The sequence below is a fragment of the Streptomyces albidoflavus genome, from assembly GCF_000719955.1.
Taxonomy (GTDB): domain Bacteria; phylum Actinomycetota; class Actinomycetes; order Streptomycetales; family Streptomycetaceae; genus Streptomyces; species Streptomyces albidoflavus.
Genome location: NZ_JOII01000008.1, coordinates 48,897 through 67,365 on the forward strand (window position 1 = coordinate 48,897; position 18,469 = coordinate 67,365).

At 72.3% G+C, this 18,469-nt stretch carries 13 protein-coding genes and 2 pseudogenes; 9 read left to right on the forward strand and 6 right to left on the reverse strand.

Annotated elements, in window-relative coordinates:
• The first annotated feature begins 27 nt into the window (after positions 1-27).
• The 6 genes from IF45_RS0111535 (at position 28) to IF45_RS0111560 (ending at position 10,373) form a co-directional block, all read left to right on the forward strand.
• The gene (locus IF45_RS0111535; RefSeq protein WP_030307199.1) at positions 28-1,479 is read left to right on the forward strand and encodes a WGR domain-containing protein; all 1,452 of its coding nucleotides are present in this window, start codon (positions 28-30) and stop codon (positions 1,477-1,479) included.
• A gap of 167 nt (positions 1,480-1,646) precedes the next feature.
• On the forward strand, positions 1,647-2,432 hold the full coding sequence (locus IF45_RS0111540) for an SAM-dependent methyltransferase (protein ID WP_003951391.1): 786 nt from the start codon (positions 1,647-1,649) through the stop codon (positions 2,430-2,432).
• A 311-nt stretch (positions 2,433-2,743) separates the two neighbouring features.
• The gene (locus IF45_RS0111545) at positions 2,744-4,675 is read left to right on the forward strand and encodes a glycoside hydrolase family 15 protein (RefSeq protein ID WP_030307201.1); all 1,932 of its coding nucleotides are present in this window, start codon (positions 2,744-2,746) and stop codon (positions 4,673-4,675) included.
• 121 nt (positions 4,676-4,796) lie between these two features.
• Complete coding sequence (locus tag IF45_RS0111550) at positions 4,797-5,666, forward strand: LLM class flavin-dependent oxidoreductase (protein WP_030307203.1); 870 nt, start codon at positions 4,797-4,799, stop codon at positions 5,664-5,666.
• Between the two features lie 121 nt (positions 5,667-5,787).
• On the forward strand, positions 5,788-6,372 hold the full coding sequence (locus tag IF45_RS0111555) for a TerD family protein (protein ID WP_008408729.1): 585 nt from the start codon (positions 5,788-5,790) through the stop codon (positions 6,370-6,372).
• A gap of 260 nt (positions 6,373-6,632) precedes the next feature.
• On the forward strand, positions 6,633-10,373 hold the full coding sequence (locus IF45_RS0111560; RefSeq protein ID WP_030307205.1) for a CHAT domain-containing protein: 3,741 nt from the start codon (positions 6,633-6,635) through the stop codon (positions 10,371-10,373).
• Positions 10,374-10,567: 194 nt separating this feature from the next.
• Here the strand turns inward: IF45_RS0111560 and IF45_RS0111565 are convergent, their stop codons facing one another.
• The gene (locus IF45_RS0111565; protein ID WP_030307206.1) at positions 10,568-11,512 is read right to left on the reverse strand and encodes an SDR family NAD(P)-dependent oxidoreductase; all 945 of its coding nucleotides are present in this window, start codon (positions 11,510-11,512) and stop codon (positions 10,568-10,570) included.
• A gap of 14 nt (positions 11,513-11,526) precedes the next feature.
• Positions 11,527-12,432, reverse strand: a complete 906-nt coding sequence (locus IF45_RS0111570; RefSeq protein ID WP_008408723.1) for an oxidoreductase — start codon at positions 12,430-12,432, stop codon at positions 11,527-11,529.
• A 66-nt stretch (positions 12,433-12,498) separates the two neighbouring features.
• On the opposite strand from IF45_RS0111570, the gene IF45_RS0111575 reads away from it, so the two are divergent.
• Together IF45_RS0111575 and IF45_RS0111580 are read left to right on the forward strand one after the other, a co-directional pair.
• Positions 12,499-13,116, forward strand: coding sequence for a TetR/AcrR family transcriptional regulator (locus tag IF45_RS0111575; RefSeq protein WP_008408721.1), 618 nt, complete (start codon positions 12,499-12,501; stop codon positions 13,114-13,116).
• A gap of 228 nt (positions 13,117-13,344) precedes the next feature.
• A pseudogene (locus tag IF45_RS0111580) lies at positions 13,345-13,719 on the forward strand (DUF6518 family protein); the annotation flags it as partial.
• Between the two features lie 311 nt (positions 13,720-14,030).
• Here the strand turns inward: IF45_RS0111580 and IF45_RS0111585 are convergent.
• Both IF45_RS0111585 and IF45_RS0111590 read right to left on the reverse strand, forming a co-directional pair.
• A complete protein-coding gene (locus IF45_RS0111585) occupies positions 14,031-15,047 on the reverse strand; it encodes an MBL fold metallo-hydrolase (protein ID WP_003951399.1) in 1,017 nt (338 codons plus the stop codon).
• An 83-nt stretch (positions 15,048-15,130) separates the two neighbouring features.
• A complete protein-coding gene (locus IF45_RS0111590; RefSeq protein WP_008408715.1) occupies positions 15,131-16,054 on the reverse strand; it encodes a serine hydrolase in 924 nt (307 codons plus the stop codon).
• Between the two features lie 39 nt (positions 16,055-16,093).
• On the opposite strand from IF45_RS0111590, the gene IF45_RS0111595 reads away from it, so the two are divergent.
• Positions 16,094-17,062, forward strand: coding sequence for a LysR family transcriptional regulator (locus tag IF45_RS0111595; protein ID WP_003951400.1), 969 nt, complete (start codon positions 16,094-16,096; stop codon positions 17,060-17,062).
• 151 nt (positions 17,063-17,213) lie between these two features.
• Here the strand turns inward: IF45_RS0111595 and IF45_RS0111600 are convergent, their stop codons facing one another.
• Positions 17,214-17,783, reverse strand: a complete 570-nt coding sequence (locus IF45_RS0111600; protein ID WP_003951402.1) for an SMI1/KNR4 family protein — start codon at positions 17,781-17,783, stop codon at positions 17,214-17,216.
• A 361-nt stretch (positions 17,784-18,144) separates the two neighbouring features.
• A pseudogene (locus IF45_RS33860) lies at positions 18,145-18,393 on the reverse strand (VOC family protein).
• Positions 18,394-18,469: the final 76 nt, after the last annotated feature.

Below are 18,469 nucleotides of genomic sequence, written 5' to 3' on the forward strand. Positions count from 1 at the left end.
GGGCCCACCCCTGGGGAGGGGTCTGCCATGCCCGCCGGAGCCACGGTGACGACGACGTATCTGGAGCTGTCGCAGGACGACGGCTCGGCCCACAAGTTCTACGAGGTGACCGTCGCCGACTGCGTGGTGACGGTCCGGTACGGGCGGATCGGGGCCACCGGGCAGACCCAGACGACCACCTTCCCCACCCGGGAGAAGGCGGTGGCCGCCGCCGCGAAGAAGGTCGCGGAGAAGTCCCGCAAGGGGTACGCGCCCGCCGTCCCCGGGCAGCGCGCCCCGCGTGCGGTGACGCGGCGCCAGGTCTCCTCCGCCCCCTCCACGGCGCGCGCCGTCGCCCCCGTGCTGTGGCGGTTCCGCACCGGCTCCGCCGCCTTCGGCATCCACGTGGACGAGGACCGCTGCTGGGTGGGCAACCAGGCGGGCGACGTCTACACCCTGGACCACGAGGGCGCCGTCCTCGCCCGCTTCGGCCTGCCGGACGGCGTCAAGTGCCTGGTCGCGGACGACTTCTGGATCTACGCGGGGTGCGACGACGGCAAGGTCTACGACCTCTCCGCCAAACTCCCCTTCGCCGCCTACGACATCGCCGCCGACGTCGACATCTTCTGGCTCGACATCCACGAGGGCGTGCTGAACGTCTCGGACCGCTCCGGCGGCCTCACCGTCATCGACCACGAGGACGAGCACCAGTGGGCCCGCCGCAGCCAGGGCGAGCACGCCTGGATGATCCGCGCCGACGACCGCGCGGTCTACCACGGCCACAGCGGCGGCGTCACCGCCTACCGCCCCGACGGCGGCGGCCAGTTCTGGCACACTCCGACCAGGGGCGGCGTCCTCTTCGGCTGGCAGGAGGACGACGCGGTCTACGCGGGCACCGCCCACCGCGTGGTGCAGCGGCTGTCGAAGGGCGCCGGAGCGGTGGAGGCCACCTTCGTCTGCGACGGCGCGGTCTACTCCTGCGCCACCTCGCCCGGCGGCCGCTTCGTCTTCGCCGCCGACGCGGCCTCCTCCGTCTACTGCTTCGACCGCGACGGCACCCGGCTGTGGAAGCTCGGCACGGGCGGCGGCTCGGCCCTGTCCATGCAGTACCGCGACGAGCGGCTCTACCTGGTCACCACCGACGGCTCGCTGGTCTGCGTCGACGCGAGCGAGGCCGCGGTCACCGCCGCCCAGCAGGGCTCGGTGCCGGTCGCCCGGGACGTGAAGCTCGCCGCCGCGCTGCCCGCCCGCGCCCCGGCCACGGCGGCCGGCGCGCTCGCCGCCGTCGGCCAGGTCCCCGCCGGGTCCGTCGTGGTCGAGTGCGTCCAGGACGGCGGCCGCCTCCGCGTCCAGGTGACGACCGACGGGTACGACCCCTCGTGGAACGTCCAGTTCCCCCGCGCGATACGCGAGCCCGGCGCCCGGTACGTGGTCGACGCCGTGCACGCGGCGTCCGGCGGCTTCTACCGCGTCCGCGGGGACATCCGCCGCCTGCTCTGACCGTCCGGCGGGCCTTGCCTCCCGTGACGGCCGGTCAGTCCTGGGACGTGAGGGGGCTGGTGCGTGAAGGATCTGTGAGCGACCATGATCGTGCCCGGGCGACCGGGCGCGCCGAGTGGTCGCCCCGGGGCGGGCGGCCCGCTGAACCGCCTGATGGGAGACGGAAGATGACGCCGCCGGTCGAACAGGAGCTGAACAACGGAGTGCCGCACTCCGCACGGATCTGGAACTACTGGCTGGGCGGCAAGGACAACTACGAGGCCGACCGCGAGCTGGGGCAGCGGATGGCGGAGATGTTCCCGCAGATCGTCGACATCGCCCGCGCCTCCCGCCAGTTCCAGGCCCGCGCGGTGCGCCATCTCGCCGGGGAGGCGGGCATCCGCCAGTTCCTCGACCTCGGCACCGGCCTGCCCACCGCCGAGGCCACCCACGAGGTGGCCCAGGCCGCCGCCCCCGCCTCCCGCGTCGTCTACGTCGACCACGACCCGATCGTCCTCGCCCACGCCCGCGCCCTGCTGACCAGCGGCCCCGAGGGCGCCACGGACTACGTCCACGCCGACCTCACCGACGCGCCGACCGTGCTCCGCGAGGCGGCCCGCACCCTGGACCTGACCCAGCCGGTCGCGGTCCTCCTGATGTCGACCCTCGGCCACGTCGCCGACGACGCCCAGGCGGCCGCCCTGGTCCGCTCCTACCTCGACGCCCTGCCCTCCGGCAGCCACCTGGTCCTCTGCGACACCATCGAGACCCCCCTGACCAAGGCCGGTTCGGACGAGTACGCGGACGGCGGCGCCGTCCCCTACGTCTCCCGCCCCCAGGAGGTCGTCGCCTCCTTCGCCGACGGCCTCGAACTCCTCTCCCCGGGCTTCGGCTCCATCACCCTCTGGCGCCCCGAGACGCCCCCGACCGGTGACCCCGTCGAACAGTGGGGCTTCGTAGGCGTCAAGCCGTAGGACCCACGACGCCGGCCGGGCGGGCGTACGAGGCAGGCATCAGCGAACTTCAGCCCGGCCGGCGTTTGAGGCCACCCCACCGCAGCCCGTCCCGGCGGGCGGCCAAGCCTCACGGCCCGCCCCCCCCCGGGGCCGCCCCGGGCGCCCGGCGCGATCGGGTCCCCTTGCCCGACGCGCCGCACGGGCGCCCCATCTCGGCCCGCCCAGCCCGGCATGCTCGGACCGGCACCCCGCCCGGCGCGGCCCGGCCCCGTCCCGCCGGGACCGCCCGCAGCCGCCACGGCCCACCGCCCGGAGGACGCGAGCACCCCATGACCCACACCGCCCCGCCCGGCCCCGGCCCCGAGCCCACCTCCGGGCCCAGCCCCGAGGACCCCACCCCCTGTCCCGAGGGCGCCCCGCCACCCCACGCCTACCTCCCGATCGGCGAGCACGGCATCATCGGCGATCTCCGCACCGCCGCACTGGTCGGCACCGACGGGCGGATCGACTGGTTCTGCGCCCCCCGGTTCGACTCACCGAGCCTCTTCGGCGGGCTGCTCGACGCGGAGAAGGGCGGCGGCTGGCGCATCGACCCGCTCTGCGGCGTCGCCTCCCGCCAGCAGTTCTACTTCCCCGACACCAACATCCTCGTCACCCGGATGCTCACCGAGGACGGCATCGTCGAGGTCCAGGACTTCATGCCGGTGCTCCGCCCCCGCGACCCCCACCACCAGCAGCGCCTGGTCCGCCGCGTCGTCGCCGTCCGTGGACGGATGCGGATGCGCTCCCTGGTCGCGCCGCGCATGGACTACGGCCGCGCCCCGCACCGGCTGACCCTCGACGGGGACCTCGCCGAGTTCACCGGCGAGCACCTGGTGGTCAGCGTCCGCTCCGGCCTTCCGTGGCGGCCGGCCGGGCCCGAAGGCCGCGACGCCGAGACCGCGTTCGCCCTGAACGAGGGCGAGTCGGCCCTCTTCGTCCTCCAGACCCGGGACCCGGGCGAGGAGCGCCCCCGCGAGGAGATCACCCCGGAACGCGCCGAGGAACTCTTCCGCGCCACCGTCACCTTCTGGCGGAACTGGCTCGCCCACTCCACCTACACCGGCCGCTGGCGCGAGATGGTCCACCGCTCCGCCCTCACCCTCAAACTCCTCACCCACGAACCCACCGGCGCCCTCGTCGCCGCCCCCACCCTCGGCCTCCCCGAGGAACTGGGCGGGGTCCGCAACTGGGACTACCGGTACGTCTGGATCCGCGACGCCGCCTTCTCCCTCTACGCCCTGCTGCGCCTGGGCTTCACCGACGAGGCCGAGGCGTTCTTCGACTGGCTCGCCCGCTCCGTCCGCCGCTGCGAGGACGGCCCGGACGGCCCGCTGCGCGTCCTCTACTCCATCGACGGCCGCTCCGACCTGGCCGAGGAGGAGCTGCCCCACCTGGAGGGCTACCGGGGCGCCTCCCCCGTACGCGTCGGCAACCGCGCCTCCGGCCAGCTCCAGCTCGACGTCTACGGCGAACTCTTCGACGCCGCCTACCTGTTCAACAAGTACGGAGAGGGCATCTCCTGGGAGACCTGGTCGGACCTGGTCGAGGTGCTCGACTGGCTGCTCGACCACTGGGACAGCGCCGACGAGTCGATCTGGGAGGCCCGCTCGGGACCGCACCGGCACACCTACTCGCGGGTGATGTGCTGGGTGGCGGTGGAGCGCATGGTGCGCATCGCGAGGCAGCGCGGCCTCCCCGCCGACCTGGTCCGCTGGACCTCCGTACGCGACGCCATCTTCCGGCAGGTCATGGCCGAGGGCTGGAACGAGCGGCTGGGCAGCTTCGTACAGCGCCTCGCCGACGGGGAGGACGAGCAGCCCCCGGAGATCCTGGACGCCGCCCTGCTCCTGATGCCGATGGTCAAGTTCCTCTCCCCGCGCGACGAGCGGTTCCGCTCCACCCTCCGTGCGATCAGCGAGGGCCTGGTCGCCGACTCCCTGGTCTTCCGGTACGACGCCTCCGTCGCCGGGGACGGCCTGGACGGCACCGAGGGCACCTTCTCCCTCTGCTCCTTCTGGTGGGTGGAGGCGCTGACCCGCACGGGCCGGACCGAGGACGCCCGGCTCGCCCTGGAGAAGACCTTCACCTTCGCCAACCACCTCGGCCAGTACGCGGAACAGGTCGGCGTCACCGGCGAACAACTCGGCAACTTCCCCCAGGCCCTCACCCACCTCGCCCTCATCAGCGCCGCCGTCAACCTCGACCGCGCGATGGGCTGAGCGGGCGCGCCCGGGGCGAACGCCTCGCCCGGCGTGCGCGTCGCCCCGCAGCTCAACGCCTCCGGCGCTGCGGCCGGTTTCGTCCACGCCGCACCCTGACCCCCTGCGCTACCTTGCCGCCATGACCACACTCGGCGCCGTCTTCCGTCCGCAACTGCCGCCCGAGCGCCTGCGTTCCGTGGCCCGTGCCGCCGACGCGGCGGGGCTTGAGGAACTCTGGCTCTGGGAGGACTGCTTCCTCTCCAGCGGCGTCGCCTCCACCTCGGCCGCCCTCGCCTGGACCGACCGACTCCGGGTGGGCGCGGGACTGCTGCCCGTACCGCTGCGGAACGTTGCCCTCACCGCGATGGAGGCCGCCACCCTGCACCGCATGTTCCCCGGCCGGGCGATGCTCGCCGTCGGCCACGGCGTCCAGCCGTGGATGGGGCAGACCGGGGCACGTGTCGAGTCCCCCATGACCCTGCTGCGCGAGTACCTGCACGCGCTGCGCGCCCTGCTGGGCGGCGAGCGCCTCACCGTGGACGGCCGGTACGTCCGGCTGGACGACGTCGCCCTCGACTGGCCGCCCACCGCCCCGGCCCCGGTGCACGCGGGCGGCCTCGGCCCCCGCACCCTGCGGCTGACCGGGGAGGCCGCCGACGGCACCGTCCTCGACGCCTCCGTACCGGCCGACGGGGTGCGCCGCGCCTGCGCGCTGGTGGCCGAGGGGCGAGCGGCGGCCGGCCGGAGCGGGCCGCACCCGGTCACCGTCTACCTCCATGTCGCGACCGGCCCCGGCGCGCGGGAGCGGCTGCGCGCGGAGAAGGAGCGGACGGGGAACACGGCCCCCGGGCTCGGCGTCACCGGTGACGCCCGCGCCGTGGCCGACGCCGTCGTGGAACTGGCCGAGGCCGGAGCCACCGCCGTGATCCTCCAGCCGACCTCCGACGAGCCCGACCCGGAGGGATTCGTCCGGTTCGCGGCCGAGCGGGTCCGCCCGCTCGTCCCCTGACCGCCGCCCGTTCCGGGCCGATAGCGTGCGAGCGGGGGCAATTCGCCCCCCTCCCCGTCCGATCGCCCGGGCCACCAGGCACACTTCTTCTGTAGCAGTCTCACCACCAAGGGGATCACGCATGATCACGTTGCAGAAGGAAGACGGCCCGGCCGATCTGGACGGGGTGACCCACCTGTCCATCGGCGTCTCCTGGGACGCCACCGTGGGGGCCAGCGGCGGCATCCTGGGCAAGATCCGGCAGAAGGCCGGAACGGACCTCGACCTGATCGCCATCGCCATGCAGAACGGCGAGCCCGTCCGCCTCGCGGGCCTGGACTCCCTGGACCCGCTGGGCAACGGCTCGCTGGTGCACAGCGGTGACAACCAGACCGGCCACGGCGACGGCGACGACGAGACGGTGACCGTGGAGTTCTCCCGGGTGCCGCAGAACATCAACGCCATCGTCTTCGTCGCGGCGGCCTACAAGAAGCGCAGCTCGTTCCAGAACGCCCGGAACATCAGCTTCAAGGTCTACGACGCGACCGGCGGCAGCTCCACCCAGGTCGCCGACATCTGGCCGAGCCTGCTCACCGACGACAACGGCTGCGCCGTGGCGAAGGCGATGCGCGTCGGGTCCGGCTGGAAGCTCCAGGTGATCAACGAGACCGGGAAGATCAAGCAGGGCGACGAGCGCGCCCTGATGCGCTTCGCCGTCAGCAAGTGACCCGCCACCCCGGCCCGCCGCCGTCGTACCTGGTGGGCGTCCCCGTTCCGGCCCGAGCCGGAGCAGTGACGCGGGTATTGGGCTGCTGACGCGACGGAGGCCAGGCCGGGGAACGGGACACAGGGCCCGGTCCGCGCACCGACACCGGTGCGGGGGCCGGGCCTTCGCGTTACCCGCACACCCCGCCCGCACCGGGACTAATCTGGCTCACCGGCCGCAGGGGGGCGCATGACGGAGGAGACGCCGGGGGAGGGGGGCGCATGACGGAGGAGACGCCGGGGGAGGGGGGAGAGGAGGAGGCCGCCGGGCTGCGGGCCTGGGCGGCGGTCGCCGTCCGCCAGGCCCACGAACTGTGGCCCCGGCTCCAGGGGGACCCGAGGGAGGCCACGTTCCCCCTCGTGGTGGAGCATCTGACCACCCTTGAGCGGCTGTTGCCGCAGGACGATCCGGCGCGGGCGCCTGTCGTCTGCTGGCTGGGGCTGCTGCTGAAGGTCCGCATCCTCGGCCTGCTCTCCGCCGAACGGAGCGAGTACGCCGCCGCCGTCACCCACCTCCGCTGGGCCGACCGCTGCGGGCCGCCCTCCGACCGGCTCGCCCAGAGGTGCCGCCGCGCCCTCGCCGAACTGCTCGTACCCCCCGGCATCGACCGCCAGGTGCGGGACCCTTCCCTGACCCCCGAGGCGGCGGGGCTCCTCCGTCTCCAGCTGGGCGAGGCGATGGAGGTGCTCGGCCGTGTCGTCGCCGGGGACCTGACGACGCGGGAGGAGGTGCTGCCCTTCATGGAACGTGTGGCCACGCTGCTGGCCGCGCTCCCGGGCGAGCCCGGGGAAGGCGCTCCGCGTCCGCCGGCGGAGGACGGCCGCGCCGGAGCGCGGGCGGACCGGCTCCCTCCGGTGTCCGGCGAGGACCCGGCGCAGCGGGCGATGGCCGACGCCGTCCGGGAACTCGTGGCGGAGGCACGCCGGGACGGTGTCTGGTGTGCACGCCTGCTCTCCTGGCTGTGCGCCGGCATGAACGACCCGCGGGGCCCGGAGACCGACGCCGCCCGCACCCTCGCGGACCTGGGCCTGGACCGGCCGGTCTTCGCACCCCTGCGCGAGCTGCTGGCCGCACTCGCCGACGGCGGGCACGGTTCCCTCCCGCTCGTCGAACGCCTCCGGCAGGCCGCGCGGGCGGTGCGGCAGGACCTGCTCGCCCTGGAGCCGGAGGCGCCCGAGCGGGTCCGCGTCGCCAAGTTCCACGCGGCTCTGCTGCTCGCGGGGAACCTCCGGATGCCCGAGGCGTTCGACTTCGCCGAGGTGGACGGGGCCGCGATGCGGCCGGACCCCGACCCGGCGGTGCGTTCGGTCCGGCGGGGGGCGGTGAGCCTCGACCTGATTCTCACCACCGCCATCGACAACCTGTGGGTCTCCAACGGTGATCTGGGACGCGTCGAGCGGAGCGTGGCATGGCTCACGGAGGCCGTCGAAGCACGCCGGGGAGAAGCGGCGTGGGCCGCCGAGCACCGCTACCTGACGACCCTTCTCGCCCAGCGCACCGCTACCGCCGCCCACCTCGGTGGCAGCCTCCAGGACAGTGCCGCCGCCCTCTCGATGGCCGAGCGGCTGGCCGCCGCCGACGACGGGGACGAGGTCCTGAACTGGTTCAGCCTCGTCACCGCGTACCAACTGGCCCGGCGCGGCCAGGGCCAGGCCGCGCCGGCCGGTGTCACGGACCGGCTGATCCGCACGCTGGGCGAACGGCACGCGTCCCCCGCACCCGAGGCCGCCGTCCGCTTCGTCATCGCCGGCACGCTGGGGATCGCCCTTCACGAACGGGCCACCCGCACCCACGACCGGGCCGACCTGCGCGCCGCCGTCCGGTACCTGCGTGAGGCGGTGGCGATCGACGCCGCCACGGTCACCCCGCTGTTCGCGCCCTTCCTCGCCCCCGTGCGCGCCGAACTGATGACCGAGCTGGCCCGGGCCGACCCCCGCCGCGAGAGCGTCGACAGTGCCGCGGCGGAGATCCACCGGCTGGCCGCGGGCGGCCAGTTGTCGCCCTGGCACGAGGCACGGCTGCGGCTTGGCCTGGGCCATGCCATGCTCCGGGCGACCACCCACCGCAGCGACCTGAGCCTGCTCGACCCCTGTATCGAGGAACTGAGCCGGGCCCGCACCCTGGCGGACGGGAGCCCCAGCCGCCCCCTGCGGGCAGACGTGCTCGTCACGCTCTCCGCCGCCCACTGGACGAGCGCCGTGACCGGCGGCAGCCGCGCGACCGAGGACCGGGAGACCGGCCTGAAGCTCCGCCGCGAGGCGCTGGAACTGCTCGCGGCCGACGTCCTCCTCCAACTCGGCGCCGAGCAGGCCCTGTCGGCGGCCCGCGCCGCCACCGGCCACGTCCTGTGGCTCGCCCTGCGGCGTGCCGAGGGCCACCGCCCCGCCGACGCCGTGGAGGCGCTGGAACTGGGCCGGGCCCTCGTGCTCCGGACGGCCGCGGCCGAGCACGGCGTCCCCCGGCTGCTGGCCGACCGGGGCCACGCCGAACTGGCCGCCCGCTGGCGGGCCCAGACACCACGACACCCCCTGGAGCCGGGTCCGGCCGGTCCGGGCCGGGCGAGCGCGGCCCCCGCACCCCCGGTCTCCGTCGCCGGACTCCCCAGCAGCCTGCGCCGCGCGGCCCTCACCGCCCTCGGCCTGGGCGACGGCGACGGTGCCCGGGACCTCCTCGGCACCCCGGACCCCGCCGCGCTCGGCGCCGCCCTCGCCGCCTCCGGCGCGGACGCCCTGGTCTACCTGATCCCCGGTGAAGGCTTCCGCCCGCACATCCCCGGCCGCGCCCTGGTCCTGCGTCCCGGCCGCGCCGAGCCGGAGGTACTTCCCCTCCCGCTGCTGCTCACCCCCGGCAGCCACCAGCTGGAGCGCTATCTGGCCGCCGCCGGCCGAAGGTCGGCGCGGCACCCCTCTGCCGCCGCGCGGGAGGCCGCCGAGGCGGAGTGGCGGGCGGCGCTCGACGCGCTGTGCGACTGGGCCTGGCCCGCCGCCGTCGGGCCGGTCCTCGACACCCTGGAACCCCTCGGCCGGCCGCCCCGGATCGTGCTGATCCCCTGCGGCCCCCTCGGGGTCGTCCCCTGGCACGCCGCACGTACGCACATCCCGCTCGGCGGCCACCGGTACGCCTGCCAGGACGCGGTGTTCAGCTACGCCCCGTCCGGCGGGCAGTTCCTGCGGGCCGCCGGACGCGAGCGGCTGCCCCTCGACGAGGGCCAGGTGCTGGTCACCGATCCGCTGCTCAGCCTGGTGTGGGCCGAGGTCGAGACGGAGGCGCTGCGGTCGGCGTACTACCCGGGTGCCCGGCGCTTCGGCGAGCACGTGGCGGCGGACGGCGTACCGGACGCGCCCGGGAGCGGCGCGGACCTGCTCTCGGTCCTGCCCGGCGGCGACCGGCCCGCAGCGGTGGTGCACGTCTCCTGCCACGGCGTGGCGGGCCCGAGCCCCACCCGCTCGGCGCTGTCGCTGGCCGACGGCGACCTGACCGTCGCCCGCATCCTCGACGAGGCCGCCCCCGGCCCGGCGCCGGGCACGGCGGGGCCGCTGGTCGTCCTCAGCGCCTGCGAGACCGACCTGAGCACCGGTGACCACGACGAGGCACTGACCCTCTCCACCGCGCTGGTCGCCCGGGGAGCCGCCGACGTGGTCGGCTCCCGCTGGGCCGTCGACGACTGCGCCACCGCGCTGATGATGGCCGTCCTCCACCACTTCCTCGCCGGCGAGGGCCTGGCTCCTCCCGACGCGCTGCGCGCCGCCCAGCTCTGGATGCTCGACCCGGAGCGCCGGCCGCCGCCCGGCATGGCCGAACGGCTGTGCCGGGAGGCCCACCGCGCCGACCTGGGGGAGCTTCCCCTGTGGGCGGCCTTCACCCACCAGGGCGATCCGGGGGCCGAGCTGGCGTCCGTTCCTGCCCGGGAACGGGGAGTCGGCCTCACCGAAAGCCGATCCGGCCAAGGTCCCCCGCCGTGACAAGTGCGCCGTCCGTGCCCCAGGTGGGCCACCTGGGGCATGTCGACGCCCCAGGGCACGTCTCATCGGTCATGTCGAGGGCCGGCCGCCACTTCTCCAGGTCATCGCCGACGGCGGGTCGGTGACACCGCTGTCTTCCGGCTCGGCCTGGAGGCACGCGGGCTCGATGAGGTGCTGGGCTCTCGAGCGCATGGTCACGAAGGAGTCCCTGCGGACTCGGGTGCGGGCGTGGATGCGCTTCTCGGTTTCCGGGACCGGTGGCTCATGGTGAGGATGGTGTCCGTCAGCCGGGCCGGCAGGAACCGGTTGAGGGGGATGATGAAGGCGGCGTCCGTGCCGAGGGTGTACCGGGCGCGCGGACGGCGCCTGGTCGCCACCCTGGCGATCTTGGCCCCCGCCTTCGCCGCCGGCAGGGCGCGTTCGAGGAAGGCTGCGTTGGACGCCACCGTCGCGTTGATGAGGCGGCCGTAGAGATGCTGGTGTTCGGTGCTCATGGCGGCGGCGAGTTGGAGGGAGAGGCCACCGCTTCGGGCTGCCATCTCGGTCCGGACGCCGCCGGGCTGGACGACGACCACCTGGACGCCGTGCGCCGAGACCTCGCGGCGGAGGGAGTCGCTGGCCGCTTCGAGGGCGAACTTGGTTCCCGCGTACGCCCCGAAGACGGGCAGCGCGGCCACTCCGCCCACGGAGCTGATGTTGACGATTCTGCCCCGGCTCCGCCGCAGGAAGGGCAGGAGCTGCTGGATGACGGTGATGTGTCCGAAGAGGTTCACCTCGAACTGCTCGCGCCACAGAGCGAGAGGGAGCACCTCGACGGGGGCGTTGATCTCCATCCCCGCGTTGTTGACCAGGACGCGCAGGGCGCGCCGCTCAGGGTCGTCGGCGATCCGCCTGGCGAGGGCCTGCACATGTTCCGGGACGGTGATGTCCAGGGTGACCGGTTCGATGCCCTCGGCCCGGACGGCTTCCGCCTCGCTGTCGGTGCGTACCCCGGCGAGAACGTGGTAGCCCATCGAGGCGAGGGCGCCGGCGGTCGCCGCTCCGATGCCCGACGAGGCGCCGGAGACGACGACGAGCTCGCCGGACTTCCGAGGGTTCTTCCGCCGGTCTTTTCGCGAGACTCCGGATGGACGGATCACGAGGGTGGGTCCTTTCACGAGGCGGGGCTTGCGGGCGCGTCCAGGGGGAATCGGATGCCGGTCAGGTCCTCCGACACCTCCCACAGCCGCCGTGCCACCGAGCTGTCACGTGCTTGGGGGGACCGTCCGACCGGCGTCGGCGCGCCCCGCATGCCCCAGAGCCGTCCGGGGCCGGCATAGCTGTTGCCGGGAAGGTCCGCGGTGGCGGCGTACAGGGTGGGCAGGGCGCCCTCCTCGGCGCTTTGGGCGACGAGCCCGACCAGGAACTTCTCGACGTGAAAGCCGAAGGTGGGTTTCCCCTGCGTTCGCATCAGGTTCGTCGAGGAGATGCCGGGGTGCGCGGCGGTCGAGATGACGGGGGATGCCGCGCGGGTGAGTCTGCGCTGGAGTTCGGCGGCGAACAGGAGATTGGCCAGCTTGGACTGCGCATAGGCGGCGTTGGGCCGGTACTGCCTGCGCTCCCACTGGAGGTCGGAGAAGTCCAGGGAGCCGATCCGGTGCCCGAGCGAGGCAACCGTCACGACCCGCTCCCTGATACGCGGAAGGAGCAGGTTCGTCAGGGCGAAGTGGCCCAGGTGGTTGGTCCCGAACTGCAACTCGAATCCGTCCGCGGTCCGGGAGAGCGGCCCCAAAGAGAGACCGGCGTTGTTGACCAGCAGATCGACGGGCCCCGGAAGGTCATGGGCGAAAGCCCGGACGGAGGAGAGGTCGGCGAGATCTAGGGCGCGGACCTCGACTGGCCCTGTCATGGTCGCCGCCGCGGTTCGCCCCTTCTCCGGGTCGCGTACGGCCAGGACGACACGCGCTCCGCGCTCGGCGAGGGCACGGGCCGTGACGAGCCCGATGCCGCTGTTCGCGCCGGTGACGAGGGCGGTGCGGCCGGTCAGGTCGGGCAGGTCGGCGAGAGAGAATCTGGACATGCGGTGAGAGTAGACACTGGCAACATTGTTGTCAATGGAAACATCGAGGGTGGGTAAGCTGCTCCCATGCCTGACACCACCGAGCGGCGGCCTTACCACCACGGGAATCTCCGCACGGACCTGCTCGACGCGGCGGAGCGCAGCCTGCGGGCCCGCGGGGCCGAGCAGCTCTCCCTGCGGGACCTGGCGCGGGACGTCGGTGTCAGCCACGCAGCGCCCCGACGGCACTTCGCGGACCGCCGTGCACTGCTCGACGCCCTCGCCGAGTCGGGCTTCAGGCGCCTGGGCGAGCAACTGCGGGCCGCAGTGGACGAGATCGGCGACGAGGACGACCTCCCCGCCCGTCTGCACGCGTTCGCGTCGGCCTACGTCCGGTTCGCGACCGAGAATGCCGCACTGACCGAGCTGATGAACTCCAGCAAGCACCGCCCGGGGGCTACGGCGGTCGCCGAGGCCGCGGCGGCCACATTCGGCCAGATCGGTGACCTGATCAAGGAGGGCCAGGAGCGCGGGGAGTTGGAGGGGGACGACCCGGCGGAGACCGGACTCGTCATCTACGCAACCGTCCTGGGGATCACCTCCATGCTCAACAGCGGCATGATCGAGCCCGCACGGCTCGAAGGACTCGTGGGCACAGCGGTGACACAGTTCCTGCGAGGCGCCCGCCCGGCGGAGCCGCGCTGACCGAACGGCAGGGCCACTCCCCGCCTCCACCCCGACCGCGGCGCTCGCTGCTGCGGGCAGACGGAATGGCATCCAGCAGGGCGTGATCCGCATGGTGTCGTTCAGACCTGCTGCGAACCTTCTGGTGCCGACCTCGCCCGGCCACCTCTCCCGCTCTGCCCGGAGTGGCGGCCGTCCTGCAGACTCTCGACGGGGCGACGCCGCCGCCGGCGTCGGCTCGTCGTCGGCTGCTACGCGTACGCCGAGTTCGGGCGGGGCGGCATGGGCTCGCTCATCTTTCCGCTGCTCTGGCTCTCCATGGCATGCGTCGCGGGGCCTCTGTTCGGCGTCGCGGACGCGTGGTCGAGACGCGCTACGCGACCCTGGCGGCGTTACGTGGCGCTCGGCGCACTCGGTGGCCTCTTCGGCAGCGAAGGGCTCCATTACTGGCTCGGCCTGGGGTACCTCCCGCAAGCAGTGGTCTGCGCCGCTCTCACCTTCGGTCTTCCGCTGCTGTTGGGGCGCATTCTGAAGGAACGCGGCCTGAGCCTCGCTGTGGCGATCCCCGCGGCCTTCGTCACCTACCAGATCCTCTATGGCCTCCTGGACGCAGTGTCCGGCTGAGCGGGCCCGCCAGGGAGGGATGTGTCCGCCCGTGCGGGCCGCCAGGTTCTGTCGTCGAACGTCACGCCCGCATCAGGAGTGATGCGAGGGCGGCTGCTGCTTCGCGGGACTGAACGGTCTTGCCGTAGTCCACGACACCTTGATCCAGCGGCGGTGATCATCTGAAGACGCGGCCCAGCGCCTCGGAGGGGGCGGGCCGCGCCCGAGCCGGGCCGGAAGGAGTTGCCTTCCCATCGCGGCGGTGCCGACACCGGACCGTTCGGCACGGCTGGTGAACAGGGCTCGTCAGAGGCCCACTGCCGAGTACGGGCTCATGATGCCGTCGGTGTGGCACGGCGCATGTCCGCGCCGTAGGTCGTGCGGTAGTCCGGGACGACGACTCGGCTCGTCGGTGACGCCTGGTGAATTTGAGCGACGAAGCCGTCCAGGTCCATGGTCGGGTCGTGCTGCGGTGGCTCGCTGAGCGGCCTCTCGAAATTGTCCCAGTGAACGGGTACCACGACACCGGGCTCGCCCAACGCCTTCAGCAGGCGCGGCGCATAGCGGAACGTAGCAGCAGTGGCCGGCACCGCGATCATCGCGAGATCGGGACGCAGCCCGTCCAGTGCTCGCTCGGAGAAGTCGCTGGCGCCCATCAGGAACGCCGAGGGGCCGTCGGCTCCTGCTGTCACCTGGAAGGCGAGTGTGTCGCCCTCTGGCAGGTCGGCGATGGTTGTGGGGGGCGCTGCGGGGGGCGCGTGCAACGTGCCCGGCGCGAAGTAGGAGTAGTTCTTGTTGCGGCTGTGCCGGCTCGACACGACCTCGACGGTGATCCCCGCGAAATCCAGGATCTCGCCACCCTTCACGACCGAGATCTGTTCGCGGTCGACGCCGAGGGCGACGAGTAGATGGAATGTGGTCTCGGTGCCCACGATCCGTGCGCCGGTGGTCTTGGCGATGTGAGGTACGTCGGAGATGTGGTCCCAGTGCGAGTGGCTGACGAGGACGATCTCAGGGCGGTCGACATGTTCATCGATCAGCGCGGGATCGGATGTCAGCTCTGTTCCGGGATGGAATTCGCCGCAGAAGAGGCCGGTCTTGAATCGGGTGATGTAGGGGTCGAAGAGGACCGTTCTTCCGTTGACATCGATGCGCCAACCGGAGGTACCCAGCCAGCGGAAGGATGCCGATCCCGCCGATGGAGCGCTGTGAACAGCGGCTCCGGCAGTGGTGGTCGTGGAGGAAACCAGGCCTGTGGCTGCACCGAGGGCGGCGCCGCGCAGCACGGAGCGTCGGCCGAGCGCTCGGGGGCGCCTCTTCGGACGTTGGCTGTCTGTCTCGTCGCTCATGCCGCCAGTAGAGCAGCGCGTTCCCCGAAACGTCCAAGATCAAAAACTGTGTGCGCTCATACGTGAATGCGTATGAGGGCACGTCAGAGCCCGGCACTGCGCAGGAAATCGACGGCGATGCGAGCTGTGGCACCGATCGCGGCGTCCACTTCCGTACGTGAAGCCGTCAGCTCCCGCGAACGAGCGAAGACGGCAACCGCGTAGAGGCCACCGTCGGGGTATCGGATCACTCCGGCCTCCATATGCAGTCCGGGCAGGGTCCCGGTCTTCGCCGCGACCGCCACTCCGTCGGGAAAACCCGACACCAGCCGGTGCCGGAACGCCTGACGCGCCATCAGCTCACGCACCTGGGAACACGCCTGCGGCGGGCCCGCCTCGTCCTGCCAGACAAGCCGCAACAACCGCGTGATCTCACGAGGAGTGCTGGCGTTGGTCCGCAGCGGGTCCAAGGCACTCAACCGTCTCTTGCGTTCCTCCGCCAACTCGGGGTACCGAAGGGCGAACTCCGCCTCGTCACGTGCACCGACCTCGGCCAGCATCGATTCCAGAACGTCACGGGGGCCACCCACGATCCGTGTCCTGTCGAGTCCGAGTTCCCCGGCCAGCAGACGAACCGTGTCCAGACCGATCCGTGCCAGCAGCAGGTCAGCCGCCGAGTTGTCGCTCACCGTCATCGCGAAGAACGCCAGGTCCCGCAGCGAGAGCTCGATGTCGTCCGCACAGCCGGCTGTGCCCCAGCCTCCGAGTCTGTCGCCCCTCGTCACCCGTACCCGCTCGCGGGGGTCGAGCTGGCCGGCGGCCACCTGCCGCGCAAACTCCAGCACCAGCAGTACCTTGAAGATCGAGGCGATCACCACAGGCTCATCAGCGCCGAGGGCGATTTCGCCCTCACCCGGCTCCGTCCCCGCGGCCACTGCGGCAACCGACGCCGTGCCCACGGGGACTGCGTGCAGCAACCCGTCGGCTCCCGCCTTCGCGAAGATCCCACGGATCCGGTCCTCGACCATCAATAAGCCTCTCACGTAGGGTTCCTGCCTGTGGATCTCATGCGCCACCTGCGCATCTTCGTCACCGTCGCCGACGAACTGCACTTCAGTCGGGCTGCCGACCAGCTTGGCATGGCTCAGCCGCCCCTCAGCCAAGCGGTGCGCAGACTCGAGAACGACCTCGGGGTGGACCTGTTCGACCGATCGCACCGCCAGGTCCGCCTGACTGCCGCGGGCATCGCCATACTGGACGACGCACGTGAACTCCTGACCCGCGAGGAGCGGTTACGGACACTGGCCCGCCGCGCGGGAGACGGCGCGCTGGGCACCCTGCGCGCAGGTGTTCCGCCTGACACCACGGTCGCCATGCTCGCCGCTCTGCTCTCAGCCTGTGCGGAGCACTCACCGGGACTCTCCGTCGATCTGCAGGAGATCACCACCGAAGAACAGCTACGGCTCCTCGCCTCCGGCGGCCTGGACGTAGGCCTCGTCCACCAGCCCGTGGATGCCACCGAACTCCATCTGGGGCCCGAAGTAGTCGCGGATCTGGGCGTCGTCCTCCCCCGCAACTCCCCGCTTGCGCGCATACCCGAGGTCGCGATCGCCGACCTGTCCGGCCACGACCTGGTGCTCTTCCCCCGGGCCCAGGCCCCCGGCTGGTACGACTGCATCCTGGACACCTGCCGCGCAGAGGGCTTCGTGCCCGGTCGTGTACGGCACGCCTCCAATCCCGAATTCCTGCTGGCCCTCGTCCACACAGGCCATGGCATCGCCTTCGACCAAGGGCCGATCGCCCGCAAGGAGCCCCGCGTTCTCTGGCGACCTCTTGCTGAACGTCCCCTCAGCCAGCGAACGACCGGGGCCTGGCCCTCCGGCCGCTCCGCCCACCCGGCCGCTGCTCACTTCGCGGAACTCGCGGCCCGCGTGCTCGCTCGCGACCGTACGGCGACCCTGCGCCGCGACGACAGCCCGCACCCGCCGGCAGGGCCGCCGCGTCCGTGGTCGGTGGTCTATGAGGAACGGAGCTGAAGCCTCCGGGCGGTTCGAGGACTGCGTCGGGGCCAGGGGAGGGCAGCGATGCTCAGGACTCGCGGACCGCCTCCGGACGGCATGCGAGCGGCGCAGCTCCCAGCGACCCGCCGAATGACTTCCGCCGCGCCGAACACGGTGGTGAGCCGCTTCACGACCAGTGGAGTCGCCCTTCGATGACTTCGCAGACCGGATGACTTCCATCGGCGACCTTCGTCAGCATTTCCGCTACGGAGTCGAAATAACGGGCCAGCGACGCGTACTCGCCCGTGATGGTTATCTCGCCCACACGCCACCTGCCGACGCGGCCGTCCCGCACGTCGATGAACTTTCCCGCCCAGCCGTCCCGGTCCGACAGGAACGGGACCCAGTCATTGCGCCAGAACGGGTTGTCCGGCCGGTCCGGAGGATCGAATCCGCCAGGCCGGGAGCGGTTTGCATAGAGTTTCTCCATTGCCCGGATGCCCAGAAAGAAGGTTCCCTCGTCCGGGAACCCGGCGAAGCCGCAACATTCCACTTCGTCGTCGGCCTCTTCCTCGGGAAGATCCAGATTGTTCTGCAACAGCCACTTCCGGAGATCCTCAGGGAGGGGGACACCCATCCGTTCCTCGGCTGCGGCGAGTATCTGCTCCGTGGCGGGCCCCGGCAGATCAGCGTGATCGGCCGGAGCGTGTTGCCGAAGGAGACTCATCAGGCGGGACCAACTCTCCACCACACCCATCGCGCTCCGCCCTCTCTGGATGAACGTCTGTGTCGCATTGCGAAGGCCACGAAGTGCCACCGGGGAGCCTCGCAGGGATGGTACTTCGAAGACGGCTCCCGCCCTCCTCCTCACGGCCACCCCCAGCACAGGACCAGATTCCCAGCGAGGTGGCGGCCCGACAGCAGGCAGGAGCGGTGAGAGCAGCAACGCGGACGCGCCGGCGCTCCGTGCCGGGACGCTGGAACCGGACGTGCTGGAGGGCGGCGGTGCCGGGGAGAGCAGGGTCGTGGGCACACCGGATGTTCCACCCGACGCGTCGGCACCGTTGTCCGGTCCGTCCACACGCTGCTGGCCTGCGACTGTCGTGGATGAAGGAGGTTCACTGAGGCGGGATCGGCTGGGTGAGGTTCACCGGGTTGCCGTCGGGGTCCTGGATGTGGGCGACGCGCTGTCCCCACGGCATGTCGTTGGGGGCGCCGCTGACCGAGCCGTGTCGCCGATGCGCAGGCCGAGGTAGAAGGCCGGGCCTTCCTCCGGTACCCCGGGGGATCTCCTCAGCGCCGAACAACTTCGCATAGAAGCCGAGCAGAACGTCCTGGTCAGCGGTCAGGATGACGGGCTGGAGCATCCCGAAGCGGGGTCACGCCACCGCGCCGGCCTGCCACTTCCGTCTCCGATGAACCCGGTCTTCCCGGGGCCTCGCG